Source organism: Pseudidiomarina salilacus, assembly GCF_047323925.1.
Taxonomy (GTDB): Bacteria; Pseudomonadota; Gammaproteobacteria; order Enterobacterales; family Alteromonadaceae; genus Pseudidiomarina; species Pseudidiomarina salilacus.
This window is the reverse complement of the sequence record NZ_CP178751.1, coordinates 797413-824221: the sequence shown is the minus strand read 5'-3', so window position 1 is coordinate 824221 and position 26809 is coordinate 797413. Positions and strand designations below refer to the sequence as shown.

Here is a 26809-nt window from a genome sequence, read left to right as displayed (position 1 = left end):
GCTCAGCAATCGCAAGGAGAAGCAAATGACAGATGCACAAACAAAAGTCGTGCAATTTGAAGAGCGCACTACCGAGTGTGGTAAACGCCTCGGTATCGCGCGCTTGAATTCGGAAAAATCACTGAATGCCTTGAGTCTTGACATGATTCAGCTGCTGCAACCGCAGTTGGAGCAGTGGGCGGGCGATGATGACATCGCCGCAGTATGGCTTGAAGGTGCTGGCGAAAAAGCCTTCTGTGCGGGTGGTGATATCGTTGCCATGTACAACGCCATGCGTGATCAGCCCGGTGAACTGGTGGACGAAGTCGCTGACTTTTTTAGCCAAGAATATCGCTTAGATTACACCATTCATGCCTTTCCTAAGCCGTTTATCGTCTGGGCCGATGGTATCGTCATGGGCGGTGGTATGGGGCTGATGAACGGCGCCAGTCATCGCATCGTTACAGAGCGCTCATTGCTTGCTATGCCGGAAGTCACCATTGGCTTGTATCCAGACGTTGGCGCTACGCACTTTTTGAATCAAATGCCGGAAGGTTGTGGTTTGTTCCTTGGTCTCACCGGTGCGCATATGAACGCCAGTGATGCGCAGTTCTTGCATCTTGCCGATCATTTTGTCGCCAGCGAGCGCAAGCAACAGGTGTTGGATGCGCTTAGCGCGATTCAGTGGGGGGAAACCGCCAGTTTGAATCAACAGAAAGTCAGCGATGTGTTGCAACAGTTGGGCAATGAAGATGCCAAGTTGCGTCCAGCGGGGCAAGTTGAAGCGCAACATGACCTGATCAAGCAACTCACTGCGGGTGACGATGTGGTAAGCGTGGTCGAGGCGATTACGACGCATGAGAGCGATGACAAATGGCTCAGTCGTGCGAGTAAAACGCTTGCCAGTGGCTGTCCGATGACGGCGCACTTAGTGTGGAACCAATTGCACTTAGGCAAAGACTTAAGTTTGCCCGATTGCTTCCGATTGGAACTGACATTATCAGTGAAATGCGCAACCCGCGGTGATTTTGCTGAAGGCATTCGCGCACTGCTGATTGATAAAGATAAGCAACCTAAATGGCAACATACCTCGGTGGCTGAGGTGAGTGCGGAAGAGGTAGATGCATTCTTCACTTCACCATGGCAACAGGGTGAACATCCACTTGCCGATTTAGGTGCATAAGCTCAAGAACGACAGGAACAAATTATGGCTACAGTAGGATTTATTGGTCTTGGCAATATGGGCGGTCCGATGGCGGCCAATCTGGTCAAGGCTGGACATCGCGTGACTGTTTTTGATTTGTCTGAAGAGGCATTAACTCAAGCTGAAGCGGCAGGTTGTCAGCGCGCTAGGCAACTTGTTGAAGTCTGCCGTGATGCTGATTTTGTGATTAGCATGCTGCCGGCCGATCATCACGTCGAGGGCGTTTATTTAGGCGAGCAAGGCTTGCAACATAGGTTGGATAAGTCGACCTTGGTGATTGACTGCAGCACTATCAGCGCCGAAACCGCGCGCAAGCTTGGCGCCGAACTTGCCGCTGCGGGTATAGCCTTTATCGATGCGCCGGTATCCGGCGGTGTCGGTGGGGCGAAAGCCGGTACCTTGACGTTTATTTGTGGCGGCGCTGAAAGCAGCGTTGAACGCGCTCGCGAAGTGCTCAATGCCATGGGTAAAAATGTGTTCCGCGCCGGTGACGCCGGAGCGGGGCAAGTCGCTAAGATCTGCAACAACATGCTGTTGTCAGTATTAATGGCTGGTACTTCTGAGGCCTTGCAATTGGGCATTGCCCATGGCTTGGATCCGCAAGTGTTGTCAGAAATCATGTTGCAAAGCTCGGGTCGCAACTGGACGCTCGAAGTTTATAATCCGTGTCCTGGAGTGATGGACACTGTACCATCGAGTAATGGTTATCAAGGTGGCTTTATGGTTGACTTGATGGCGAAAGATTTGGGCTTGGCGCAACAAGCTGCGTTGCGCAGTGGGGCTAGCACGCCAATGGGTTCACTGACCTTGAATTTGTATCGTAGTTGGGCACAACTAGGCCATGGTCGGGAAGATTTCTCGAGCATTTTCAAGTATGTTACGCCGGCAACGAAGAAGTAGGAGAGAACATGGATATTGCAACCAGTACGATCGTCATCACCGGCGGTGCACAAGGCTTGGGCCGTGCGATGGCAGAGCATTTTGCGGCGGCCGGCGCAGCCTTGGCGTTAATTGATATGAACCAAGAAACCTTGACTGACGCTGAAACGATTTGTCGTGATAAAGGCGCCCGTCAGGTTAAAGGCTATGTAGCGAACGTCACTGACGAAGCTGCGGTTGAACAGGTATTCAATGACATTGCTGCGGAATTTGGTGGTATCAATGTATTGATTAACAACGCTGGCATTTTGCGTGATGGCATGCTGATCAAGTGCAAAGATGGTGAAATTACACATAAAATGCCACTGCAACAGTTTCAGTCAGTATTAGATGTGAACCTGACCGGTAGCTTCTTGTGCGGGCGTGAAGCCAGTGCACACATGGCCAAAGCGGGTAAAGGTGGCGTGATCATCAATATCTCTAGCGTGGCACGCGCCGGTAACATTGGCCAAACCAACTATGCGGCGACTAAAGCCGGCGTGGTGGCGATGACGGTTACTTGGGCGCGGGAATTAGGTCGGTTTGGCATTCGTTGTGGTGCCATCGCTCCGGGCTTTATCGAAACGCCAATGACGGCGCAGATGAAACCAGAGGCGATCGAACGTGCGCTCAGCATGGTGCCTTTACGTCGCTGGGGGCAGCCTGATGAAATCGCACATAGTGCCCGTTACATCATTGAAAATGACTTTTTCAGTGGACGTGTGATAGAAATAGACGGAGGCGTCCGACTGTAACTGGTAACTCATGCGAAAATTACCCCCACTGAATGCATTAAAAGCCTTTGAAGCCGCTGCGCGGCACTTAAGTTTTACCCGTGCAGCGGACGAACTGTTCGTCACCCAAGCTGCGGTGAGTCACCAAGTCAAAGGCCTTGAAGATTTTTTGGGGGTAAAGCTATTTATTCGCCGCAATCGCTCGTTGTTGCTGACCCCTGAAGGACAGACCTACTATCTCGAGCTGAAAGAAATCTTCGATCATATGCTGCAAGCCACCGAGCGCGTCAAAAGTGCTTCGGAACGTGGCTCTCTTACCATTAGTTTACCGCCCAGCTTTGCCATTTTGTGGTTTGTACCGCGCTTGAGTCGTTTTCGCGAGGCTTATCCAGAAATTGACGTACGCATCCGTGCGGTCGATGAGGTCGATGGTTCACTGACTGACGATGTCGATGTGGCTATCTATTACGGCTCGGGCAAGTGGCCAGGTTTACGCGCCTACAAACTGCACAATGAGTATTTATTGCCAGTATGTTCACCGTTGCTGTTGAACGGCACCAAGCCTTTGCGCGAACCCGCTGATTTGCTAAATCACACGCTGCTGCACGATGAAACCCGCAACGCATGGAAAGATTGGTTTAAGTTGGTGGGGATCGACAAAAATAAAGGGGATAATGGGCCGGTATTTAGTCACTCTAATTTGGCACTCAAAGCGGCAGTGCATGGACAGGGGATAGCGCTTGCAAACAACGTGCTAGTGAAACCTGAAATCGATGCCGGTCATTTGATTCAAATATTTCCAGAAGTTTTACCACGGGAAAAATCTTTTTATCTGGTTTGTCGTGACTCTCAAGCAGAAGTAGGTAAAATCGCCACCTTTCGCGGCTGGTTGTTGCAAGTAGTCGAAGAGGAAGAGGAAGCCGATGACTAAATCAGAGAAGCCCACACAGCGAGTTGCAGTGCAGCGTGATAATCCGCAAGGCGCGATTCGTATTATCTTTGCGCACGGAGCTGGTGCTGGTTTACAGAGCGATTTTATGCAGTTTTTTGCGCTCGGTTTAGCCTTTCATGACGTCGATGTTGTGCGCTTTAATTTTCCGTACTGGCAGCAGTTTATGGACTCAGGTGTACGTCGACCACCGAATCGCATGCCGGAACTAGAACATAGTATGCTGACTGTCGCACAGCAGTTTGACGATGCGAAGCCGACGTTTTTAATGGGTAAATCCATGGGCGCGCGGGTCGCTTTCCGAGTCGCTGATGAAGTTCAAGCACGTGGCGCTATTGCGCTGGGTTTCCCGTTTCATCCAGTCGGCAAACCACAACAATTGCGGGTCGATGATTTGCGCAACCAACGCAAGCAGAATTTAATAATTCAAGGCAGCCGCGATGCTTTCGGTAAGTCCGCGGAAGTTGCCACTTACGCGTTGCCCAAGAATCTTGAGTTACATTGGTTGGAACACGGTGATCATAGTTTTGAGCCAACCAAACGCAGTGGCATTGAGCGGCGTGATTTATGGCAGGCTGCCATAGATCGGGTCAGCGATTTTGTTCAGAAACACCTTTAGAAAGAGAAAAGAAACCTTATGAGTGGACTTGTTGCCTATTGTCGGCCTGGTTTTGAGAGTGATTGTGCCGCAGAATTGCAGGAAAAAGCTGCGGTACTCGGCAGCTTTGGCTATTGCCAAACCAAGGCGCAACAAGGCTATGTCATTTATCGTTGTGCTGCTGAAGAAGCTGAGCATTTGGCCAAAAAATTAGCCTTGAGCGAGCTTATATTCTCGCGGCAGTTCATGGCGATTTTAGCTGAAATCGACGACTTACCGAGCGAAGACCGAGTGACACCCTTGCAACTTGCGTTGTTAGATGAACAAGTCACCGAAAATTTTGCCGGAGTTAAGCCAGCGGGAGATTTGCGGGTCGAAACACCTGATACCAATGCCGGCAAGGAACTCACCAAATTCTGCCGTAAGTTCACGGTACCGCTGCGCCAAGGTTTGCGTAAAGCCGGTTGGATGACACCACAAGTCAGTGATCGTCGACCGACGCTGCATGCGTTTTTTATTAGTAATCAGCATGTCATTTTGGGCTTTTCGTTCAGCTTTAATCAGTCGCCTTGGCTAATGGGCATACCGCGTTTGCGCATGCCAAGCGATGCACCGAGTCGTTCGACCTTGAAGTTAGATGAAGCTTTTCAAGTGTTTATTCCGGCCCACGAGCGTGAAGAACGAGTGCAATCTGGTATGAACGCTGTCGATTTGGGTGCGGCTCCAGGCGGTTGGACTTATCAATTGGTGCGTCGTGGCATGATGGTGCAAGCGGTCGACAATGGACCAATGGCGGAAAGCTTGATGGACACAGGGCAGGTCAAACACATTCGCGAAGATGGTTTTCGTTACCGCCCGAAAAAGAAGAATGTGACTTGGTTGGTCTGCGATATGGTGGAAAAGCCGAGCCGCGTCGGCGAACTCATGACTTCATGGATCCTTGAAGGGGATTGCAAAGAAGCCATTTTTAATTTGAAGTTACCGATGAAACGTCGCTATGCAGCAGTTGCTGAATATTTGGCCCAAATGAAAGAAACCTTGAGCACCGAAGGTCGCGGGCGTTTTGAATTACAGGCGAAACAGCTCTATCACGATCGTGAAGAGATCACCGTGCATTTGCGCTGGCTCTAACTGGGTTGCTAAAATTCTTGATAATCTTCGTAAGCATCGGCTCCCCAAGCAATAAGGGAGCCGTTTTTGAATAACAGCGGCGTACATTCATCGCGCGTGGTAATGCCATCGGATTTCACGTGATGGGTACGATAAAACAGCACCAACACTTCTTCTCCGGCAGGTGTGGCTTTGGCCTCGCTGATGTCAGGCGAACCGAGCACACGAATCACGTCTTCTTTTGACAGCCCAAGATTGAGCTGGCCAATCTGCTTCAAGTTAAAAGTCTCGCGCTCTTGCCAACTCATGTTGTCGGGGTCAGCTTGATAGACCGCCAGAATAAGCGCAGTTGCTGCCAAATAAATGACAAATCCGATGATGACAATTTTCGCCATTTTTGACATAAACCGCGCTCCTTAACCGCTTAACTTGTTACTCTTTAGTCGGTAATCACTCGATAACAAGGATGATATACCGAACCAGGCAGCTTCATGCGACCTTGCTCGACGAATGCGCGTAACAATACGTCGAGTTTCCGCATCATCTCTTTTTCGCCATGAATTTCGAACACACCGTTGGCACGGATGGCGCGAATCCCTTCATCTTTCACGTTACCTGCCACAATCGCTGAGAATGCACGACGTAAGTCAGCAGCCAATAATTGTGGCGCTTGATCGCGATGTAAATTCAAATTCGCAACGTTGTCATGGGTTGGCGTGAACGGACGCTGGAATGGCTCGTCAATGTGTAAAGTCCAGTTGAAACAATACGAGTCACCCGTGCCACGACGATATTCTTTTACTGCATGCGTACCATCGGCCATAAAACGAGCCACTGCGACCGGATCATCGACAATGATGGTGTACAGTTTACGCGCTTCTTCACCTAGTGTGGCAACCACAAAATCATCGATAGCTTCAAAGTAGCCTTTGCTGCTCGCTGGACCGGTTAACACCACCGGCAATACTTGCTTGTCATTATCAGGGTGCATCAAGATGCCGAGCAAGTAGAGGAGCTCTTCAGCGGTACCTGCACCGCCTGGGAAGATAACGATACCGTGCGCACAACGCACGAAGGCCTCAAGGCGCTTCTCGATATCCGGCATGATGATAAGTTCGTTCACAATAGGATTCGGTGGCTCAGCGGCAATGATGCCTGGCTCAGTAAAACCTAAGTAACGGCCATCGGTGATCCGCTGCTTGGCATGACCGATGGTGGCTCCTTTCATCGGGCCTTTCATCGCTCCCGGACCACAACCGGTACAGACGTTAAGTGCACGTAGACCAAGGTGATAACCAACTTCTTTGGTGTACTTATATTCCACTTCGTTGATCGAGTGGCCACCCCAACAAACAATCACGTTCGGATCTAGGTTAGGCTGCACCACTTGTGCGTTACGCAGAATGTCAAACACTACGTGGGTGAGGGTATGTGTATCTGCGGTTTCCAACGTTTGCGCGTTATAGCGCTCACCGGTAAATAGGATGTCGCGCAGCACGGCTTCCACCAGCTCTTGCATACCAACAATTAATTTACCATCAACAAAGGCTTCTTCTGGCGGATTGACAAGTTCCAACTGCACACCGCGCTCACATTTGATGACATTGACGTCAAAATCGTCGTATTTATTAAAAATTTCTTCACTACTATCGGTGTTACTGCCAGCGTTAAGAACCGCTAGACAGCAGTTACGGAATAAACGATACAGTTGTTCGTCGCTTGACTCTTGTAAACGGTCAATTTCTAGTTGCGACAGCAAACTCATGCTGCCACGGGGTGAAATAGTTATTTTCATTCTCTTGTTTTTCCTTCATTTTCTTTTTACTGACGGCTCAAGCGCATCCTGTTTGGAGCCGTATCTTCGGTCGCGCGGAAGGGATTGATATCAAGGCCTCCGCGCCGAGTGTAGCGGGCATAAACCGACAATCGGTCAAGGTCTAGCCGCTGGGTGAGATCCATGAAAATTCGTTCGACACATTGTTCATGAAACTCATTATGATTGCGAAACGACACAATATACTGCAACAGAGCAGTGTGGTCGATGGCGCGCCCGGTATAGCTAATGTAAAGCGATCCCCAATCGGGCTGGTTGGTGATCAGACAATTCGATTTCAGTAAGTCACTATATAACTGTTCAGTGACACGTTCATGACTTGCGTGGCGTAATAAGTATGGCGCATAGTCGTAGGTACTGATGGCCACGCTAGGATCGTCTAGACATTGGCCTTGCCATTGACCGACCAGATGCTGTGCATCATTCAGTTGCAGCAATTTGACGGTTACTGGAGCACCGGCACAGGCACTCAGATCAATCGTCATTTGCGCTGCCACAGCCTCCCACGAAGGCCACTGGCTTTGATTAAAGCTATTCAAATAGAGTTTGAACGACTTTGATTCAATTAAATTAGGGCTGGTACAAGGTACGAAAAATTGCGCTATGGCAACTTGCGGTAAGCCGTTGGGCTGCAGCCAAGAGACTTCGTAGCCGGTCCACTCATCGTGGCCGAAAAAGGGTAGTTTGCTTGCTTCGACGATACCGATGGGGGTACGGTTTAACTGCCGTGCTACCGGTTGCAAAAGACTTGCATCATAGTGTTCAGGGTAGGCCGTTGCTTGCCCCAAATTTAGATGCGCGAGTGGATTATCATGCGTGCCTTGCTTCATTGCTATCGTTTACCTTGCTAAACTCTGTTTTTCAGCCAGTCGACCATTGTACCTGTGGTGCGCAGCAGATGCTAGTTGTGACGCCTTAACTACGAGTGAGTAAAAGATGACGATCAGTTCCGCCTTAGACGCTCTATTAGTGCGCTACCAAGAGGCCTATCAACAAGCCGCAGTTCCGCTAATGACCGAAGCGAACGGTGATTGGCAAGCGCCTATTTATGTTGGTGCGCCGACCCTAGTTGATGACACAATTGAGTTCGTTCAGTGGCAGCCAGTACGCCAAGCGCAAGCATTGGATTTCAGTGCACTCATGAACGCGTTGGAGCAACCTTTTCATCAAGATTTTGTGGAGTATTTTAGTCGTTGGTTCAGTGCAGACCTAGCGGTGTCCTGGCAACAACATCCGTTTTGGTTGTTGCACATGCACGGCGCAGAAGATGCAGAAAGGATGCTCAGCAATCAAGCTGGACACGTACTGATGAAGCGACGTTTACGCCAGCCGATGACTTTGTTTTTGGGGATTGCTGAGGAGTCTGACGATCTACTGATTACCCTTGATAACGAGAGTGGTGCGGTAGGCCTTGAGTTTGTAGGACAAAATCAGCATGAAACGCTGGCAGCAAACCTTGCCGAGTTTCTTGCTAAAACCACACCAAGAGTAGTGGAATTCGAGCACTGAATCGGCTAGTTTGTAGGCAACCCTATAAAACAAGCCAACAGAATAATTTAACAAGGTGCAAAGCAATGACACTCATAAAAACAGAAACAAAAAGTGAATTGCGTTATTTGGTTGCTGAAGAACTAAAATTGGCTGCTTCGCTGTTATACCAGGCGTATCACGACGATCCATTGTTAATGTCGTTGTTTAACGCCAAAGCCGATAACGAAGAATACGAAAAACGCTTACGCGCTACGATCCGTGAAGAGCTGATGGCATTTTGGGAAGCTGAGCAACCGATGATTGGTTTGTTTGCTGGCGATTCACTCATCGGTGTCGTTTGTATGACAATGCCTGGCAAGAGTTTCGGACCAGGCCGTTACTGGCATTGGCGTTTGAAAATGCTGCTGACAGCTGGCTATGTGAGCACTAAACAGCTGGTTGAAAAAGAAAGTTTGATTCAGCAAGCCATCGCCGACAAACTCGCGCTTGAGCACTATCACATGCTGGCGTTTATTGCGGTTAATCCGCGTTATCAGCAACAAGGCTGGGGTGATGTATTAGTGCGAGCAGCGCAGCAAGCGTTGCAGGATGAGCCAAAGTCACAGGGTATCGCTTTGTTGATTACCCAGCCGGAACATCAATCACTATTCAAACAGCATCACTACGAACAAATCACCACGTTAAAGATTGGTGAGGTTGCAGGTGAGCTGTTTTTCTGTCAAAGACAGCAGGTCGTGAACGAAGCGGAAGAGGTCGCTAATGGCACAGCAGTTTAATAGTTTTCGCGAGTTTTATCCGTACTATCTGGCCGAACATAGTGACCCACGATGTCGTGCCACTCACTATGTAGGTAGCACCTTGGTATTGCTGATTCTTATAGCCAGTGTCGCCTTAGGGCAATGGTTGTGGCTGTTATGGATTCCCGTAGCCGGTTATGGCTTTGCTTGGATCGGTCACTTTTTCTTTGAGCACAATAAACCAGCCACTTTCAAACATCCGTGGTATTCCTTACTCGGTGACTGGGTTATGTATTTTGACTTCTGCAAACGGGTGCTCACCGGAAAAAGTTATTCTGGTAGCCGATAGACTGGCGTCTCCACTTTTAACAGTCGCAGGTTCAGCATCTGAATTTCGCCTTCATAGCGATGCTCACGATCGCTGCTGAAGGCGAATTGATAGCGACTCAACCAACCTATATGGCGGCCATGCCGCGCAATCTTGCCGCCTTGCCAGGCGATATCTAAGAATTGTAATTGATGCTGTTGGCAATAACGCTGTGCATGAACTTTAGCGATTTCTGCTTGGCGTCGCCCTTGCCAAAATAGCAGCGCAATGAAGAGCAGAATTAGGAGTAAGAGTGCATCGGCTAAGACCATTTTAATGACGCCCGATAAATTGTTGCCACGCTTGGCGAATGCTTTGGGGTAAATCGTCGCGTTGCAAGGTGACCATGAGGTGTGGGCGCAGACTTGGTAAACGCAACAAATCGCTGATGAGCGCGGCAAAAACATTATTGTCTTGAGCCGCAAGTGCTTGCAGTAAAACTAGCAACGCAACATGCTTAGTTTGTAACGGATCAAAGGCCTGCCATAGACGCGCGCAGCAGATCACTAACTCGTCAACACTTGCAGTAGGTAGGAGCGTATTCAGCAAGGTCACTACCGCGGCATGATTGCTTTGACTGGCAAGGCTACGTAACAGGTCAGCACGCAACTCACTTCGTTTTGGCGCCTGCGTTAATTGATGAACTAGCGGTGCGACCATAGCGTCGGGGAGTTGTTGATGCTCGAGGGCGATGGCCAAGGCTTGTCGCAAGGGCACTGGGTACGCAGCGAAACGATCAGCGATGGCATGCTGACACTGGGGTAATTCGGCTAAACGCGCGCAGACATCGTGCAGCCCTTGTACGCCGAGTTGTTGCCAGTCATCCGGCTGCTGCAAAATCAACTGAGCTTTGGCAAAGTGTTGCGAGGGTTCGCGCTGCCAACGTTGACTCAACTGCGCGTGCAATGCTGCACGCTTTTCTTCAGCAGGGGTAAACAGAAAAGGACTTTGTTGCAGTTGCTGCTGTTGCGCATCGTCCAATGCGTGGGTGATTTGATTACCAAGCAAGGTCAAAACGCTGGTCACGAACTGAAGTACCTGAGCTTGCTCAAGTAAACCGCGCTCATCAACGGGAAATTTAAGAAACCAAAGGTAGGGTTCTTGTCGTTGGTCTGCCAGCTGTGGCCAAAACACTACGGCAAAGCAAGCGTGACCTTGTACCGGATATGGATAGGGCGCTTGTTGCTGCTCAATCGCGCGAAAGGTGTCCGCATCGATACTTTGGATACGGCGGCCAAGATCATAGCAAACAAAGGCACTTTGGCCCTGTTCGAGTAATTCAGAGAGAGTAGAAATGCTCATTAAACTTGCATCGCAGGTCATTTTGCTGAAAGATGTGCGCCATTATAACGATTAAACCGTCGTGGAGGTAGTAATGGACCAACGACAACGTGCAGCACGCTTACTTGAACGCATTGAAGCCGAGCTTCATTGTTTGGGTTTATGGCAATCCGAGTACCCAGCAGCGCATCAGTTGCAGAGCACTGAGCCGTTTGCTATCGATAAACTCGACTTTCACCAATGGTTGCAATTTATTATGTTGCCACGCATGTGGGATGTTGTAGATGGTGAACATCCGTTGCCACAAAACATTGCGGTGAGCCCAATGGCGGCACATGTCTATCGCAATGAGCTTGAGAATCATGAGGGTTTGATTGTGATCCTACGCGAGTTTGATGAGTTACTCAGTGGTACTGACCCGCTCGCTGAAGATGTCTGATCCACTTCCCATTGTTTTTCAAGACGACGTTGTTATTGCCATAGATAAGCCAAGCGGCTTGTTGGTGCATCGCAGTTGGCTGGCAAAAGACGCCACCACGTTCGCGTTACAACTGGTCCGCGACCAGATTGGGCAACGGGTGTATCCAGTGCATCGTCTCGATCGCCCCACCTCTGGCATTTTACTGTTTGCCAAGTCTGCCGAGATTGCCCGCGAGTTGTCGACCGCCTTTAGTGAGCGCCAAGTTGAAAAACAATATCATGCCGTGGTGCGTGGTTATTTAGGCGATGGTGAGCTGGATTATGCGTTAACCGAAGAGTTGGACAAGGTCGCTGACCGCGATGCTGATCAAGACAAAGCACCACAACCAGCACAAACGCTTTATCGTTGCCTGGCGCAGGTCGAATTACCCTTTCAAGTTAGTAAAAAGCATGCGACGAGTCGCTATTCGCTGATGCAATTACAGCCGAAAACCGGCCGCAAGCACCAATTACGTCGGCATATGTCACATTTGCGCCACCCGATAATCGGCGATACCCGCCATGGGGACGGGCGTCACAACAAATTCTTTCGTGAACACTTTGGTTTGCAACGTTTGTTGCTAGCGGCAACTGGACTTAAATTTACGCACCCAGTCAGTGGTGAAGTGCTGAACTTAAGTCTGCCGATTCCGCCAGACTTAAGTCAGTTATTTGATAAGCAGAACTAATCTATCGCACGCAACAGTTCGTTAATGCCGACTTTCGCGCGCGTTTTCGCATCTACTTTCTTGACGATAATCGCTGCATACAAACTATGGCTGCCGTCTTTACTAGGTAGCGTGCCCGGTACGACCACTGCGCCGGCTGGCACGCGGCCATAGTGAATTTCACCAGTTTCACGATCAAAAATCCGGGTGCTTTGGCCGATGTACACGCCCATCGAGATGACTGCACCCGTCTCGACAATAACGCCTTCGACGATCTCTGAGCGGGCACCGATAAAGCAGTTGTCTTCAATGATGGTTGGGCTCGCTTGCAGCGGTTCAAGCACACCACCAATACCGACGCCACCCGACAGATGCACGTTCTCACCGATTTGTGCACACGAGCCTACGGTGGCCCAAGTATCGACCATGGTGCCGTTACCAACATAGGCGCCTATATTGACATAAGACGGCATGAGCACAACATTGCGACCAATATAAGCGCCTTTGCGCACCATGGCTGGCGGTACGACACGCATGCCTTCAGCACGAAAACGGGCGTCGTCATAGCCACCAAATTTACTGTCGACCTTATCAAAAAAGCGTGTTTCGCCGCCGTTCATCAGATGATTGTCCTGAATGCGAAACGACAACAATACGGCTTTTTTCAACCATTCATTGACCACCCACTCGCCGTTTTGCTTTTCCGCGACGCGTTGTTGACCGCTATCAATACTTTTAATAACAGTTTCTAAATCTTCCCGCAGTTGTGTAGGTACTTTACTCGGTGAGAGTTCGGCGCGCGCCTCGAAAGCAGCCTCAATGCGTGCTTGCAGTTCAGTCATGATGATCCTCTAATGCTCGGCTAAAGTTGCGATAATTTGTTCACGTAAACGTTGCCGCTCAGTCTCATCAAGCGGTGTATTACGTGCGGTAGTGATAATAAATAGGTCTTCGGCTTGTTCGCCGACGGTAGAAATTTTGGCCGTTAAAATGTTTAGCTCTAATTGTTGCAGTACCTTGGCAACCCGTGCCACCAGTCCAGGGCGGTCAAGCGCCGTGAGTTCAAACGCAGTGCGGCGGGCATTGCGACTAGGTACAAATTCGATTTTGGTTTTTACTTTAAAGCTACGCAAACGACGCGGAATCCGCCGTTGTGTGCTGGGCGCGCCACGACGGCCACGCAAAACATCGTGTAATTCCTGCTTCAGCGCTTCAATGCGCCGCGCGTCGGTCAGCGGTTCACCATCTTCCTGCAAGACGACGAAGGTGTCCATGACAAAGCCATCACGTGTGGCAAGGATCTGGGCATCGTGGATACTCAAATTTTGATGATCCAGCACGGCTGCGACCTCGGCGAACAAATGTTCGTGCTCAAGGTGGTAAATAAATAACTCGGTGGTGCCTTGCCGCGTCTCGTCACCCACTAGTATCAAAGGGAGCAGTTCATCGTCAGCGACCGCCAAAATATGCTGAGTGTGCCAAGCGATTTGCTCGGGTTGATGACGCAAGAAATAGTCCGCGGTAAAGCGCGCCCAGGTCTCTTGCACTTGTTGTGCCGGATAACCAGCGCTGAGTAATAGTCCCATGGCATGTGATTGGTGCTGATGAATACGCTGGCGCATTTCCCGTTGTGGTGATGGTTTTTGCTGTTGCAAATAATGCGTGGTTGCCTGATATAAATTCTCTAATAGCGTCGCTTTCCAGTTATTCCAGAGGCTGCTATTGGTGGCACGAATATCGGCAACTGTCAGGCAATACAAATAATCGAGACGTTGCTGCGTAGCGACTTGTTGGGCGAACTGTTCGATTACTTCAGGGTCGTGAATATCGCGTTTTTGTGCGGTCACTGACATGACTAAGTGGTTACGCACCAACCAAGCAATCAATTCTGTGCCTTCTTCTGAAAGCGCGTGTTGCAGACCGAAATTGCGTGCGTCGTGCTCGCCAAGCTCTGAATGATCACCGCCGCGCCCTTTAGCGATGTCGTGAAAAATACCGGCTAAATACAGCCATTCGCGATGTTCCATGCGCTCAACGAGCTCGGCACACAATGGAAACTCTTCCGCACCTTGCGTGGTGGAATAGCGGTAAAGATTTCGTACCAAGCGAAAGGTATGTTCGTCGACGGTGTACGCATGGAACAGGTCAAACTGCATTTGTCCGACAATATGCGCCCATTGCGGCAAGTAATGCGCCATAATTTTGTGCCGATGCATCAACTCGAAGGCTAAGCCGCAGCCACGTGGATGCTGTAACAGTTGCATAAATAGCGTGCGGCATTCGGGATCATCACTTAGGGGCTGCTCTAACTCGCGTCGCGCGTTACGCAACAAGCGAATGGTGTGGGCACGGATGTAACGGACTTGCTGATGTTGTGCAATCGCCAAAAAAAACCGAACGAGATTACGCTGGTCAGCGAAGGCGCTATCATGTTGGGCAGCAATCCCTTCACCGAGAATTTTAAAGTCGTCATCGATGATCTGAGTGGCAAGATGTTTGGCATCACTGAGAATAGTCTGGGCAAAGAACTGCAATAGCATATCGTTCAATTCAGCTACGCCCACCACCGCATTAAAGTAATCTTGCATCATGGCTTCGACGGCGGCTTTGCCTTTGCCTTCATAACCAAGCCGCGCAGCGACTGCCGGCTGATAGTCGAACAATAAACGATCTTCTTTTTTGCCTGCTTCAAGGTGCAAGGCAAAACGCACGCGCCAGAGAAAAGCTTGGTGTTCACGCAACTCAAGTAATTCGGCGGCACTGATATAGCCATATTGAACTAAGCTTTCGTCGCTTTGCGTGTGAAAATGGCGCTTCGCAATCCAGCCAATGGTTTGAATATCGCGCAAACCACCCGCACTGCTTTTGATATTAGGTTCAAGATTGTAAGCGGTGCCGTGAAATTGTTCATGGCGTTGATTCTGCTCTGCCAGTTTCGCCTGATAAAACTGATCACTGGTCCACGGCATACGATTTTGTAGAAAATGTCGCAGCTCGGGTGCTAAGTCAGCATCACCACAAATAAAACGTTGCTCCAGCAAACTGGTCGCGACACTGACATCGGCTTTGGCTTGTAATTCACATTCGGCAATGGTGCGGACACTGTGACCGACATCAAGGCGCAGGTCCCAGAGCATCTGTACCATTTCGCTAATCGCTTGTTGTGCGGCAGGCGTTAGCTCATCTTGATGCAGAAAGAGTAAATCAATATCCGAGTGGGGGTGCAGGGTGCCACGCCCATAGCCGCCGACCGCAAACAAAGCACAACGATGTTCAGATAGCGCAAATTGCTGCCATAACAAACGCAGTAGTTGGTCTACCATGGCACTGCGATCCGTCAGTAGGCTCTCGATATCGGCGGTGACAAAAGCTTCAGCAGACCACTGCTGATAACGCTCGAGACACTCGCGCCCGGCGCTTACCGTCAGTGGTTGTGGCCACTTCAGCTCGCTAACAGTCGCGCTCATTAACTCGCTGCAGCGTGTTCAATCACGCGTGGTAAGTCTTCGTCGTTACGCAGGGTGAGCACTTCCACGCCGGTTTCAGTGACCAATAGTGTATGTTCCCACTGCGCACTTAAGCTGCGATCCTTGGTAAGTACAGTCCAACCATCTTTCATTAATTTGGTGTGGCGTTTGCCTGCGTTGACCATAGGTTCGATGGTGAAACACATGCCTGCTTCAAGCACATCACCCGTACCTGGCGTGCCATAATGCAGAATTTGTGGCTCTTCATGGAATACTGCGCCGATACCATGGCCACAGTATTCCCGCACGATCGAATAACCATGCTGTTCGGCATGCTTTTGAATCACTGCAGCGAAGTCGCCAGTCCGAATGCCCGGGCGCACCATTTTGATCGCCTGATACAGCGATTCTTGGGTGACACGAATCAGCCGTTCAGCGAGGATGCTAGGTTTACCGACCACAAACATCTTCGAGGTGTCACCATGATAACCATCGAGTTTTACTGTCACATCGAGATTCATGATGTCGCCATCTTTAAGTGGCTTCTCATTCGGGATGCCGTGACAGACCACATGGTTGAGCGACGTACAAACTGACTTAGGAAAGCCATGGTAGTTTAGTGGCGCAGGGTAGGCGTTGCGCGCGACAATATAATCGTGACAGATTTGGTCGATTTCGGCAGTCGTTACCCCAGCTTTTACATGCGGCCCGATCATCTCAAGCACTTCAGCGGCCAAGCGACCGGCTGCACGCATTTTTTCGATTTCATCTGGGGTTTTAATACTAATACTCATGCCTTTTCCTATCGCTCCGACTCAATTCATAAAAGTGGCGTTATCCTAGCATTTTGTCTAGCGTCGGGGAAGCTTTCGCAGAGCCAAAAAGCTTGCGATGAAGGGGCCTTTCATGATATAAAGCGCCCGCAATTTCGATTGCATGAAACTTAAATAAACAACCACACACATACATCGACACATAGGTCGGGGTGCTCGCGGTCATTGACTAAGGGTCGAACTATGGGATGTATGGAGGCATAACCCCTTAAAAAGGAAAGAGAATTATGGCAAACGTATCAATGCGTGATATGTTGAAAGCTGGTGTGCACTTTGGCCACCAAACCCGCTTCTGGAACCCAAAAATGAAGCCGTTCATTTTTGGCGCTCGTAACAAAATCCACATCATCAACTTGGAAAAAACCGTGCCGATGTTTAATGACTCATTGAACTTCTTACAGCACGTTGCTTCGAACAAAGGCAAAATCTTGTTCGTTGGTACCAAGCGCGCTGCTGCGGATTCAGTTGCTGAAGCTGCAAAAAACTGTAACCAGTTCTTCGTAAACCACCGCTGGTTAGGCGGTATGTTGACCAACTGGAAAACTGTTCGCCAGTCAATCAAACGTTTGAAAGAGTTAGAAACTCAAAGCCAAGACGGAACGTTTGAAAAGCTGACCAAGAAAGAAGCTTTGATGAACACGCGTGAAATGGAAAAGCTTGAGAAGAGCTTGGGCGGTATCAAGGATATGGCTGGCTTGCCAGACGTATTGTTTGTAATTGACGCTGACCACGAACACATCGCGATTAAAGAAGCGAACAACCTTGGTATCCCAGTTATCGCAGTAGTTGATACCAACTCAAACCCAGATGGCGTTGATTACGTTATCCCTGGTAACGACGATGCGATCCGCGCAGTACAATTGTACTTGAACGCTGCTGCAACCGCTGTTAACGACGCCCGTGGCGCGGTAACTGAAGGCAAAGCAGACGATTTCGTAGAAGCGGAAGAAACTGAATAACCCCTGAACAGAGGAATTTTACACATGGCTATTACAGCAGCTCTGGTTAAAGAACTGCGCGAGCGCACTGGCGCTGGCATGATGGATTGTAAGAAAGCGTTAGAAGAAACTAACGGTGATATCGACGCGGCCATCGAAAACATGCGTAAAAGCGGTCAAGCGAAAGCAGCTAAAAAAGCTGGTCGTATCGCCGCTGAAGGTGTCATTTTGACCAAAACCGAAGGTAACGTCGGTACTATGGTTGAATTGAACTGCGAAACTGACTTCGTAGCACGTGATGCAAACTTCTTGGCATTCGGCGACAAAGTAATCGATGCAGCCTTTGCTAACAAAGAGTCTGACGTTGAAAGCTTGAAAGCGACTAACATTGGCGACGGTACTGTTGAAGAAGTACGCGAAGCTTTGGTTGCTAAAATCGGCGAAAACATGAACGTGCGTCGCGTCTTGACTGTTAGCGGTGGTGATGTTGTTGAAGCTTATGTTCACGGCGGCCGTATCGGTGTATTGGTAGCCTTGACTGGCGGTAACAACGAATTAGCAAAAGACGTTGCAATGCACGTTGCTGCTAGCGCGCCACAGTTCGTTAAGCCTGAAGACGTATCAGCTGAAGTCGTTGATAAAGAGCGTCAAATTCAACTTGATATCGCGATGCAAAGTGGCAAGCCACAAGAAATTGCTGAGAAAATGGTTGAAGGTCGTATGCGTAAATTCACTGGCGAGATCAGCTTAACTGGTCAAGCGTTCGTGAAAGACCCATCAATGACTGTTGGCGACTTACTGAAGCAGAACAATGCTGACGTTATCACTTTCGTACGTTTCGAAGTGGGCGAAGGTATCGAGAAGAAATCAGAAGATTTCGCTGCTGAAGTACAAGCGCAAATGGCTGCTGCGAAAAAGGCGTAATGCCAATGTCGCATTCGACGACGCACAGTTAGTACTAGAAACCGCATCTCAATCGGTTGGGATGCGGTTTTTTTTCGCGTAAAGTGAAAGAAACCAAACATTTTTCCGTTACTGCTGCACAGGGAGCATCAAATGACCGCAATGACAAAACCTGCCTATCGGCGCATTTTATTGAAACTTAGTGGCGAAGCATTAATGGGTGATGAGCAATTTGGTATCGACGCGAAAGTGTTGGACCGCATGGCTCACGAAATCAAAGAATTAGTTGAATTAGGCGTTCAGGTTGGCTTGGTCATTGGTGGTGGCAATTTGTTCCGTGGCGAAGGCTTGGCGAAAGCGGGTATGAATCGTGTGGTCGGTGACCATATGGGGATGCTGGCGACGGTGATGAATGGATTGGCGATGCGTGACGCATTGCACCGCGCCTTCGTTAATGCGCGCTTGATGTCAGCGATCGAATTGAATGGCGTTTGCGACAGTTACAACTGGGCCGACGCGATTAGCTTGCTGAAATCTGGACGGGTGGTTATTTTCTGTGCCGGTACCGGAAATCCGTTCTTCACCACAGACTCTGCCGCCTGCTTGCGTGGTATCGAGATTGAAGCGGAATTGGTGTTGAAGGGCACGAAAGTAGATGGTGTGTACTCAGCCGATCCAAATAAAGATAGTAACGCACAACTTTACAAGCAAATCAGTTATAATGATGTGCTAGAAAAACAATTGAAAGTGATGGATCTTGCTGCGTTTACGCTGGCACGCGATCACCAAATGCCGCTGCGGGTTTTCAATATGAATAAAGCTGGTGCGTTGCGTTCGGTCATCATGGGTGCCGATGAAGGTACTTTGATCACTAGCGATGAACAGCTTGATCGGTCTTAAAAAATAAAAGGGTAAGCATTGTGATTAACGACATTAAACAAGATGCCAAACAACGCATGGAAAAAACCGTTGAAGCGTTGAAAGGACAAATCTCGAAGGTTCGCACCGGTCGTGCGCACCCAAGTCTGCTCGATAGCGTTATGGTTAGCTACTATGGGGTTGATACGCCGTTGAAGCAGCTTGCGAACATCACTATTGAAGATTCGCGCACTTTAGCATTAACGGTGTTTGATAAGTCAGCCAGTCAAGCGGTTGAAAAAGCGATCATGACCTCAGATTTGGGCTTAAACCCAGCGGCTGCAGGTACAGTGATCCGTATTCCGCTGCCAGCGTTGACTGAAGAACGTCGTCGCGATTTGGTGAAAATCGTGCGTGCTGAAGCAGAGCAAGCGCGGGTAGCTGTGCGCAATGTGCGCCGTGATGCGAACAACGATCTAAAAGAACTGCAGAAAGAAAAAGAAATTACCGAAGACGATGAGCGTCGTGGTAATGATGAAATCCAGAAGCTTACCGATACTTACGTAGCTAAAATCGATGAGCTGTTGGCAGAAAAAGAAAAGGATCTGATGGAAGTTTAAGCGTTAGCGCTAACAGCCATTGGTGGTAAGCGCCGTGTTCGGTTACACTCGCACGGCGTTTTTATTTTTGCGACAGCATACATGGATAGCATGACCTTCGAACAAATCAAAATTCCACAACATGTGGCCATCATCATGGATGGTAACGGGCGTTGGGCGCAACTGCGCGGCAAGCATCGAACTTTTGGTCACAAAGCCGGCGCTGAAGCGGTGCGTCGTGCAGTCACTTTTGCGCGGCAGAAGGGCATTCAATCATTGACGCTGTTTGCCTTTAGTAGCGAAAACTGGAAGCGTCCCGAACAAGAAGTCTCGGTGTTGATGGACCTGTTCTTTACTGTGCTGAAACGAGAAGTTAAAAAGCTGCACAAGCACAATGTGCGTTTGCGCATCATTGGCGATAAAAATGGCTTCTCCAACAAACTACAGCAACGCATTACAGAGGCAGAAGCATTGACGGCGGAAAATACCGCGTTAACGCTGAACATTGCAGCTAATTATGGTGGTCGTTGGGACATTAGCCAGGCCGCAAAGCAGTTGGCGTTAGCGGTCGAAGCAGGTAAGCTAGCTGCTAGTGAAATCGATGAAGAGCAGCTAGCACAACATCTGTGTTTAGCTGATCAACCCATCCCGGATCTATTAATTCGCACCGGTGGTGAACATCGCATTAGTAATTTTTTATTGTGGCAACTTGCTTATGCAGAATTTTATTTTGCCGATGTGCTGTGGCCAGATTTCGATGAACAAGCTTTTGCCACGGCAATCGCGGATTTTAGTTGTCGCGAGCGACGCTTCGGTTTGACCAGTGAGCAAATCCAGCAAGCCATCCTCGATACCGACGTAACCTCTGGGGAGTAAGCGTGTTAAAACAACGACTCATAACAGCACTGATTCTGCTACCCCTCGCACTGTACTGTGTTTTCGGCTTGGCGTTGGAATGGTTTACCCTCGTTATTTCTGTCGTCATGTTAGGTGCTGCATGGGAATGGTCACCGATTATCGGCTTGCAGCGCCCCTATAGTAGAGCCTTGTATACCCTTTCAGTTGCGGTTTTATTAGCCGCTTTACAATGGTGGGTACCCGTCGAGCAGATTTGGTATGAGCATAGCCTGCATCCCATTTATTTCTGGACACTTATTGCCGGCGGAGCTTGGTGGGTTGTTGCCACACTGATGGTTTTGAATTACCCCAATAGTCGTCGCATGTGGGCACGCACACGTTCAATTGCCGGCGTGTTTGGTTATCTTATTTTGGTGCCTGCGGCGGCAGGTATGTTTGCGGTACGTTCACTGAATTATGCTGACGACCCTTTGTTTGGTGGCTTTGTACTGTTGTTTATCCTGCTCTTGGTGTGGGCTGCCGATGTCGGTGCCTACTTTGCAGGGGTGCGCTACGGTCGCAACAAGTTAATGCCAGCGGTCAGCCCCGGCAAGACCATGGAAGGCCTGATGGGCGGTATTGCGCTTGCGTTTGTGGTGATGATGGTCGTCGCTCAATGGGTACAAGTGCCAGCCGCACAGTATAGTGGTTATTATTTTACCGGCCTGTTGACGGTCGTGGTGTCGGTGTTCGGCGATTTAACTGAGAGTATGTTTAAACGTTGCGCAGGAGTGAAAGACAGTGGCAAATTACTCCCTGGCCACGGTGGTTTGCTGGACCGAATTGATAGCCTTACTGCTGCGTTACCGGTCTTTACGCTTGCCTATTTATGGTTGTTAGCATGAGTCGGCAGCGTATTTGTATTCTTGGCGCAACTGGTTCCATTGGCGCGAGTACCTTAGCGGTTATCCGACAAAATCCGCAGTTATTTGAAGTCGCTGCAGTGACGGCGCATGCCAACGTCGAGGCAATGTTGGCAATCTATCATGAATTTAAACCGCAAACCTTAGTCATGGTCGACGCTGATGCCGCAGCGAGTTTACGCGTACAAATCGACGCCCAAGAGGTGACCATTTTGAGTGGCGCTGGGGCCTTGATTGAAGTCGCCGCGGCGCCGTCTATCAACACCGTTATGGCGGCTATTGTCGGTGGCGCTGGATTGCTGCCAACACTGGCGGCGGTGGAAGCTGGCAAACGCGTTTTACTGGCGAATAAAGAAGCGCTGGTGATGTCGGGGCAGCTCTTTATGGATGCTGCACGTCGGAGTGGAGCGCAGTTACTGCCCGTAGATAGTGAACACAACGCCATTTTTCAGTGCTTACCGACGATTGTGCAGGAACAGCTCGGTTATTGCGATTTAGCCGCAGCGGGCGTGCATGAAATCATCTTAACCGGTTCGGGCGGTCCGTTTCGTGAGACACCGCTCGCAGAACTGGAGCTGCAGTCACCAGCTGCGGCTTGCGCACACCCGAATTGGGATATGGGACGTAAGATCTCCGTCGACTCCGCCACCATGATGAACAAAGGGTTAGAATATATTGAGGCGCGTTGGCTATTTAATACAGCTCCCGAACAGCTGAAAGTGGTGTTGCATCCGCAGAGTGTGATTCATTCAATGGTGAGCTATCACGATGGCTCGGTATTGGCACAGATGGGGCGCCCTGATATGTGTACTCCGATTGCGCACTGTCTGAGTTATCCTGAGCGCATTAATAGTAGTGTCAAACCGCTTAACTTTCTCGAGGTGGGCAGTCTGACCTTTGCGACTGCCGATGCACAGCGCTATCCGTGCCTGCAATTGGCGATGGAGTGTTGTTGGTTGGGACAGTGGGCGACGACAAGTCTCAATGCCGCTAATGAAATAGCGGTTGCAGCATTTTTGGCAGAACGCATCGGCTTCACTGATATTGCGCGCGTTTGTGCAACGACAGTAGAAGCGATGGCAACTGTGATTAGTGAGCGCGAGTTGAACTCTATTCCAGCTCTCTTGTCTGTGGATAAGCAAGCTCGTGAGCATGCTACAGACTTTATCGAATATTCATTGGTACAGGGTTAACGCAGGACAATCTATGTTAGAAGTCATTTGGTCTTTAGCTGCGTTCATCATTACCTTGGGCGTATTGGTTACGTTTCATGAGTTTGGCCATTTTTGGGTTGCGCGCAAGTGTGGTATTAAAGTGCTGACGTTCTCGGTCGGCTTTGGTAAGCCTATTTGGCAGCGGCAAGGCAAGGATGGTACGACTTATCAAGTCAGTCGTATCCCTCTCGGTGGTTATGTGCGGATGCTCGACGAACGAGTCGATGAAGTAAGTGCCGCGGATCAACCCTATAGTTTCAATAGTAAACCCGTCTGGCAGCGTGCTGCTGTTGTAGCCGCAGGCCCAGTTGCCAATTTTATTCTCGCCATTGCGGTGTTGTGGTTCATGTTTTTACTTGGCGTACCGTCGGTGAAACCAGTCATTGGCAACGTCACACCGAACTCAGTCGCCGCGCAAGTGGAGCTTACCACGCCAAGCGAAATTATTGCCGTTAACGGGCAGCGTACAGACGATTGGCAGCAGGTTAATTTAGCCTTCGCCGGCGCCCTTGGTGATGCCGAGGCCCAGCTTACCGTGCGCGATGCACAGCAACGTGAACGTACCTTAACGCTCGACATTAAAGACTGGCGTTTGGGCGATGAACAGGTACCGACCTTTGTCGCTTTGGGATTTGAACCGTTTCAACCAGAAGTATTCACTGAACTTGCTTACATCGAAGAAAACTCGCCGGCAGCCCAGGCTGGATTGCGCGAGGGTGACAAAATTGTCGCTTTCGATGGAACCTTAATGGATTCTTGGTCTCAAATCAGAGACGCAATTATGGCGGCCCCAGCGGCCGATATTACCCTGACCGTTGAGCGGCAGGGCGTTACTGAGCAGTTGGCAGTAACTTTGGGCGCACGCGAGTTTGATGGCCAGCGCTATGGCTATCTTGGCGTAGAGCCAGCTCGTGAGGCCTATCCTGATGACTATCGCTTTGTCCAGCAGTACGGTATTGTTGATGGTTTGGTCAAAGGCGCTGAACGCACTTGGAACTTGATGGTGCTTAGCGTCAAAATGATTGGTAAATTGCTCACTGGTACTGTCTCAGTTACGAATTTGAGCGGACCGGTCGCAATAGCTGAGGGAGCAGGGGTCTCAGCCAGCTATGGATTGGTATACTTTTTAGGGTTTCTCGCGCTAATCAGTGTTAATCTCGGTATCATAAATCTGTTACCATTGCCCATGTTAGATGGCGGGCACTTGGTGTTTCTTGCAATTGAAGGTGCGCGCAAAAAAGCCGTATCTGAAAGGGTACAAGAAATCAGTTACCGGATTGGCGGTGCGCTCATTTTTGCACTGATGGTCATCGCAATTAGTAATGATGTGTTGCGATTACTACGGTGAGAACACATTTACAATAAACAAATAAGTAGCACAGAATGACGTTGAAAAAGCTATTTTTAAGCGCTCTGCTAGCGAGCGCTGCAATGCCAGCCTACAGTGCTGAAGAATTTGTCGTAGAGGATATCCGAGTACGCGGTTTACAGCGTGTTGCTTTAGGTGCAGCCCTCACTTACATTCCAATTCGCGTCGGTGATAATGTCGACAGCGAAGCTATTCAAAGCTCTATTCGCTCTCTTTATTCGTCTACCCATTTTAACGACATCGTGGTGAGTCGCGTTGGCGATACGCTGATCTTTGAAGTGACCGAGCGTCCTACCATCAGTGGTATTGAGTTCGATGGTAACAAAGACATCAAAGACGAGCAGTTGGAGCAAAGTCTTACCGATCAAGGCATTGTCGAAGGGGAACCATTGGACCTGACGACGATTTCCAGCATCGAAACCGGTTTAGAAGATTTCTATCACTCGATTGGTAAATACAATGCCCAAGTCGATGTGGAAATTATACGCCTTGCGCGCAATCGGGTACGTCTTGAAATTGATTTTGATGAAGGCGAATCAGCTGAAATCGAGCAAATTAACATTGTCGGTAACAGTATCTTCAGTGATGAAGAGTTGTTGGCTAACCTTGAGTTAAAAGATCAATTACCTTGGTGGAATTTCTTCGGTGCCCGTCAGTATCAGAAGCAACAACTGAGCGGTGACTTAGAAACCCTCGAATCGTTCTACAAAGACCGTGGTTATCTGACCTTCCAAATCGAATCTGTGCAAGTAAGCATGACGCCAGATCGTTCGGGCGTGTACATCACCATCAATATCAATGAGGGTGAAATCTTTAATGTACGCGAAACCAGCGTCATTGGTGACTTGCGTGGTCAAGGTGAGGTCGTTGAACGGCTGACTAAAATTGAACCGGGCACGCGTTACAGTGCCGCCCAAGTCACTTACCTAGAAGAGTTGGTAGCGAAACTTTATGGACGCTACGGCTATGCCTACCCAGAAGTTCGTGCGATTCCAGAAATCGATGAAGAGACCAATCAAGTCGACTTGGTTTTCTCAGTTGACCCAGGTCAGCGAGTTTATGTCAATCGTGTGCAGTTCCGTGGTAACTCGGTGACCGAAGACGAAGTACTACGTCGCGAAATGCGTCAGTTTGAGGGTGCACCGCTGAACGAAGATATGGTTGAGCAGGGTAAAATTCGTCTCGAACGCTTAGGCTTCTTTGAAACGGTTGAAAGCTCAACAACGCGCGTGAATGGTCGTGATGACCTCGTCAACGTCGAGTATCTGGTGAAAGAGCAGCCGTCAGGCTCATTTAACTTTATGTTCGGTTATGGCGATTATTCGAAATTGCAAATTGGTGTCGGTGTGTCACAAGACAACTTCTTGGGTACTGGTAACCGCGCCGCGTTGAACATTAATACCAACCGTTTTAACCGTACGGTTAGCTTGTCGTATACAGACCGTTACTTTACTAAAGATGGTGTGAACTTGTCAGGACAGGTGTTCCTTAATGAGTTCGATGCTGGACGCCAAGAAAACTTGATCCGATACAACACCAAACGCCTTGGTGTTGGTGCAACTATTGGCTTTCCAATTAACGAAGTAAGTAGCCTGAGCCTAGGTGGTGTCGCGCGTCGTGAAGAAATCACCAACGTGGAAGGCTACGAACAGGTTAAGCGTTTCTATCAGCCGTACATTGACCAACAGGATCCAAACTCAGGTGTATCCTTTGATATGTTGTCACTTGAAGCGGGTTGGTCGCGTGTCACTCTTAACCGGGGTACCTATCCAACCGCTGGTTCATCGAACCGTCTCAACGCAGAAATTACGGTGCCTGGAAGCGATATTCGTTACTTCCGCGTGAATTACGATTTCAAACATTATTTACCACTGACACAAGACCAAAGTTTTGTGCTGTTAACCCGCTTTAAAGTCGGTTACGGTAACGGTTACGGGTCGGACGATAACGGTAATGATTACATCTTCCCGTTCTATGAGAACTTCCGTATTGGTGGCAGTGATGATTTGCGCGGTTTCGAAGCGAACACCGTAGGTCCACGTGCGGTATTCCGCTACCCTGAAAGTATCATTGGTCCACCGGGGTACAACGGTATTCCGGGCGACTTACCGGTGGGTCCTGGCGCTGATTCGATAGCCGTCAGCCAATACTCGGTCGGTGGTAACGCCATGTACTCAGGTGGTATCGAACTTATCGTGCCGACTCCACTGATTAAGGAAGATGCGAAAAATTCTGTTCGTACAAGTATTTACCTTGATGTAGGTAGTGTTTGGGATACTGAATTCTTGTATGACGAGTACAGCCAATTACGCCAAGAAGGCAACTTAGATTATCGTCTTGATGATTTTAGTTCACCTGATCTTTATCGTGCGTCTGCAGGTGTAGCGGTACAATGGTTATCGCCGATGGGACCACTAACATTTGCGTTTGGTCGTCCGATCAAAGATTATGAGGGCGATCGCACGCAAACGTTTACCTTTAACTTTGGTACGACGTTCTAATTCTAAATAACGTGCCTTATTATTTTTGAATAACAGGA

General features: G+C 49.3%; 28 protein-coding genes. 20 read left to right on the top strand and 8 right to left on the bottom strand.

Annotated features, from left to right (window positions below):
• The first annotated feature begins 25 nt into the window (after positions 1-25).
• The 6 genes from ACJ8W9_RS03930 to rlmM are packed head-to-tail and all read left to right on the top strand — an operon-like array spanning position 26 to position 5513.
• Positions 26-1162, top strand: a complete 1137-nt coding sequence (locus ACJ8W9_RS03930) for an enoyl-CoA hydratase/isomerase family protein (RefSeq protein WP_411358585.1) — start codon at positions 26-28, stop codon at positions 1160-1162.
• A 24-nt stretch (positions 1163-1186) separates the two neighbouring features.
• Complete coding sequence (gene mmsB, locus ACJ8W9_RS03925; protein WP_411360451.1) at positions 1187-2083, top strand: 3-hydroxyisobutyrate dehydrogenase; 897 nt, start codon at positions 1187-1189, stop codon at positions 2081-2083.
• Positions 2084-2091: 8 nt separating this feature from the next.
• Positions 2092-2856 (top strand): SDR family oxidoreductase, encoded by a 765-nt coding sequence (locus ACJ8W9_RS03920; protein ID WP_034729022.1) that lies wholly within the window; start codon positions 2092-2094, stop codon positions 2854-2856.
• Positions 2857-2866: 10 nt separating this feature from the next.
• Positions 2867-3766 carry a transcriptional regulator GcvA gene (locus ACJ8W9_RS03915; protein WP_034729025.1) on the top strand — a complete coding sequence of 300 codons (900 nt, stop codon included), beginning with the start codon at positions 2867-2869 and terminating at the stop codon, positions 3764-3766.
• Positions 3759-4403 carry an alpha/beta family hydrolase gene (locus tag ACJ8W9_RS03910; RefSeq protein ID WP_411360448.1) on the top strand — a complete coding sequence of 215 codons (645 nt, stop codon included), beginning with the start codon at positions 3759-3761 and terminating at the stop codon, positions 4401-4403. The genes ACJ8W9_RS03915 and ACJ8W9_RS03910 overlap by 8 nt, the downstream gene beginning before the upstream one ends.
• A gap of 18 nt (positions 4404-4421) precedes the next feature.
• Complete coding sequence (gene rlmM, locus ACJ8W9_RS03905) at positions 4422-5513, top strand: 23S rRNA (cytidine(2498)-2'-O)-methyltransferase RlmM (protein WP_411360446.1); 1092 nt, start codon at positions 4422-4424, stop codon at positions 5511-5513.
• 8 nt (positions 5514-5521) lie between these two features.
• On the opposite strand, the gene ACJ8W9_RS03900 is transcribed toward rlmM, so the two are convergent.
• Genes ACJ8W9_RS03900 through queF form a run of 3 tightly spaced genes read right to left on the bottom strand, consistent with a single transcriptional unit; the run spans position 5522 to position 8156 of the window.
• Positions 5522-5896, bottom strand: a complete 375-nt coding sequence (locus tag ACJ8W9_RS03900; protein ID WP_411360445.1) for a DUF3192 domain-containing protein — start codon at positions 5894-5896, stop codon at positions 5522-5524.
• Positions 5897-5931: 35 nt separating this feature from the next.
• Positions 5932-7287, bottom strand: coding sequence for a nucleotide 5'-monophosphate nucleosidase PpnN (gene ppnN, locus ACJ8W9_RS03895; protein ID WP_411358581.1), 1356 nt, complete (start codon positions 7285-7287; stop codon positions 5932-5934).
• Between the two features lie 26 nt (positions 7288-7313).
• Complete coding sequence (queF, locus tag ACJ8W9_RS03890) at positions 7314-8156, bottom strand: NADPH-dependent 7-cyano-7-deazaguanine reductase QueF (RefSeq protein WP_411358580.1); 843 nt, start codon at positions 8154-8156, stop codon at positions 7314-7316.
• 106 nt (positions 8157-8262) lie between these two features.
• Here queF and ACJ8W9_RS03885 point away from each other — a divergent pair, with 106 nt between their 5' ends.
• From ACJ8W9_RS03885 to ACJ8W9_RS03875, 3 genes are all read left to right on the top strand, one after another.
• On the top strand, positions 8263-8835 hold the full coding sequence (locus ACJ8W9_RS03885; RefSeq protein ID WP_411358579.1) for a SecY-interacting protein Syd: 573 nt from the start codon (positions 8263-8265) through the stop codon (positions 8833-8835).
• Between the two features lie 65 nt (positions 8836-8900).
• Positions 8901-9593 carry a GNAT family N-acetyltransferase gene (locus ACJ8W9_RS03880; RefSeq protein WP_411358578.1) on the top strand — a complete coding sequence of 231 codons (693 nt, stop codon included), beginning with the start codon at positions 8901-8903 and terminating at the stop codon, positions 9591-9593.
• Entirely contained in the window at positions 9577-9903 is a 327-nt protein-coding gene (locus tag ACJ8W9_RS03875; protein ID WP_411358577.1) for an Mpo1-like protein, read from the top strand. Before ACJ8W9_RS03880 ends, ACJ8W9_RS03875 begins: the two co-directional genes overlap by 17 nt.
• On the opposite strand, the gene ACJ8W9_RS03870 is transcribed toward ACJ8W9_RS03875, so the two are convergent.
• Both ACJ8W9_RS03870 and ACJ8W9_RS03865 read right to left on the bottom strand, forming a co-directional pair.
• Complete coding sequence (locus ACJ8W9_RS03870) at positions 9885-10193, bottom strand: DUF3301 domain-containing protein (protein ID WP_411358576.1); 309 nt, start codon at positions 10191-10193, stop codon at positions 9885-9887. The two genes, ACJ8W9_RS03875 and ACJ8W9_RS03870, sit on opposite strands and share 19 nt — an antisense overlap.
• Before the next feature lies 1 nt (position 10194).
• Entirely contained in the window at positions 10195-11223 is a 1029-nt protein-coding gene (locus ACJ8W9_RS03865; protein WP_411358575.1) for a DUF3549 family protein, read from the bottom strand.
• A 73-nt stretch (positions 11224-11296) separates the two neighbouring features.
• Here ACJ8W9_RS03865 and ACJ8W9_RS03860 point away from each other — a divergent pair, with 73 nt between their 5' ends.
• Both ACJ8W9_RS03860 and truC read left to right on the top strand, forming a co-directional pair.
• On the top strand, positions 11297-11641 hold the full coding sequence (locus tag ACJ8W9_RS03860) for a YqcC family protein (protein WP_034729046.1): 345 nt from the start codon (positions 11297-11299) through the stop codon (positions 11639-11641).
• Entirely contained in the window at positions 11598-12350 is a 753-nt protein-coding gene (gene truC / locus ACJ8W9_RS03855; protein ID WP_411358574.1) for a tRNA pseudouridine(65) synthase TruC, read from the top strand. The genes ACJ8W9_RS03860 and truC overlap by 44 nt, the downstream gene beginning before the upstream one ends.
• Here the strand turns inward: truC and dapD are convergent.
• Genes dapD through map form a run of 3 tightly spaced genes read right to left on the bottom strand, consistent with a single transcriptional unit; the run spans position 12347 to position 16590 of the window.
• Complete coding sequence (dapD, locus tag ACJ8W9_RS03850; protein ID WP_411358573.1) at positions 12347-13171, bottom strand: 2,3,4,5-tetrahydropyridine-2,6-dicarboxylate N-succinyltransferase; 825 nt, start codon at positions 13169-13171, stop codon at positions 12347-12349. The genes truC and dapD overlap by 4 nt on opposite strands.
• 9 nt (positions 13172-13180) lie before the next feature.
• Positions 13181-15796: a [protein-PII] uridylyltransferase gene (gene glnD, locus ACJ8W9_RS03845; RefSeq protein ID WP_411358572.1), complete on the bottom strand. Its 2616-nt coding sequence runs from the start codon at positions 15794-15796 to the stop codon at positions 13181-13183.
• Entirely contained in the window at positions 15796-16590 is a 795-nt protein-coding gene (gene map, locus ACJ8W9_RS03840; protein ID WP_411358570.1) for a type I methionyl aminopeptidase, read from the bottom strand. The genes glnD and map overlap by 1 nt, the downstream gene beginning before the upstream one ends.
• A 266-nt stretch (positions 16591-16856) precedes the next feature.
• On the opposite strand from map, the gene rpsB reads away from it, so the two are divergent.
• The 9 genes from rpsB (at position 16857) to bamA (ending at position 26771) form a co-directional block, all read left to right on the top strand.
• Positions 16857-17588 (top strand): 30S ribosomal protein S2, encoded by a 732-nt coding sequence (gene rpsB / locus ACJ8W9_RS03835; protein ID WP_411358569.1) that lies wholly within the window; start codon positions 16857-16859, stop codon positions 17586-17588.
• 24 nt (positions 17589-17612) lie between these two features.
• Entirely contained in the window at positions 17613-18491 is an 879-nt protein-coding gene (gene tsf, locus ACJ8W9_RS03830) for a translation elongation factor Ts (RefSeq protein ID WP_411358568.1), read from the top strand.
• A gap of 132 nt (positions 18492-18623) precedes the next feature.
• Positions 18624-19370 carry a UMP kinase gene (gene pyrH, locus ACJ8W9_RS03825; RefSeq protein ID WP_411360440.1) on the top strand — a complete coding sequence of 249 codons (747 nt, stop codon included), beginning with the start codon at positions 18624-18626 and terminating at the stop codon, positions 19368-19370.
• A gap of 56 nt (positions 19371-19426) precedes the next feature.
• On the top strand, positions 19427-19948 hold the full coding sequence (gene frr / locus ACJ8W9_RS03820; protein WP_411360938.1) for a ribosome recycling factor: 522 nt from the start codon (positions 19427-19429) through the stop codon (positions 19946-19948).
• An 81-nt stretch (positions 19949-20029) separates the two neighbouring features.
• Positions 20030-20803, top strand: a complete 774-nt coding sequence (gene uppS, locus ACJ8W9_RS03815) for a polyprenyl diphosphate synthase (protein WP_411360439.1) — start codon at positions 20030-20032, stop codon at positions 20801-20803.
• A gap of 2 nt (positions 20804-20805) precedes the next feature.
• Positions 20806-21669, top strand: coding sequence for a phosphatidate cytidylyltransferase (locus ACJ8W9_RS03810; protein WP_411360438.1), 864 nt, complete (start codon positions 20806-20808; stop codon positions 21667-21669).
• Positions 21666-22880, top strand: a complete 1215-nt coding sequence (gene ispC / locus ACJ8W9_RS03805; protein WP_411360437.1) for a 1-deoxy-D-xylulose-5-phosphate reductoisomerase — start codon at positions 21666-21668, stop codon at positions 22878-22880. Before ACJ8W9_RS03810 ends, ispC begins: the two co-directional genes overlap by 4 nt.
• 13 nt (positions 22881-22893) lie before the next feature.
• On the top strand, positions 22894-24249 hold the full coding sequence (rseP, locus tag ACJ8W9_RS03800) for a sigma E protease regulator RseP (RefSeq protein WP_411360435.1): 1356 nt from the start codon (positions 22894-22896) through the stop codon (positions 24247-24249).
• Positions 24250-24284: 35 nt separating this feature from the next.
• Positions 24285-26771 carry an outer membrane protein assembly factor BamA gene (gene bamA, locus ACJ8W9_RS03795; protein WP_411358562.1) on the top strand — a complete coding sequence of 829 codons (2487 nt, stop codon included), beginning with the start codon at positions 24285-24287 and terminating at the stop codon, positions 26769-26771.
• Positions 26772-26809 lie beyond the last annotated feature (38 nt).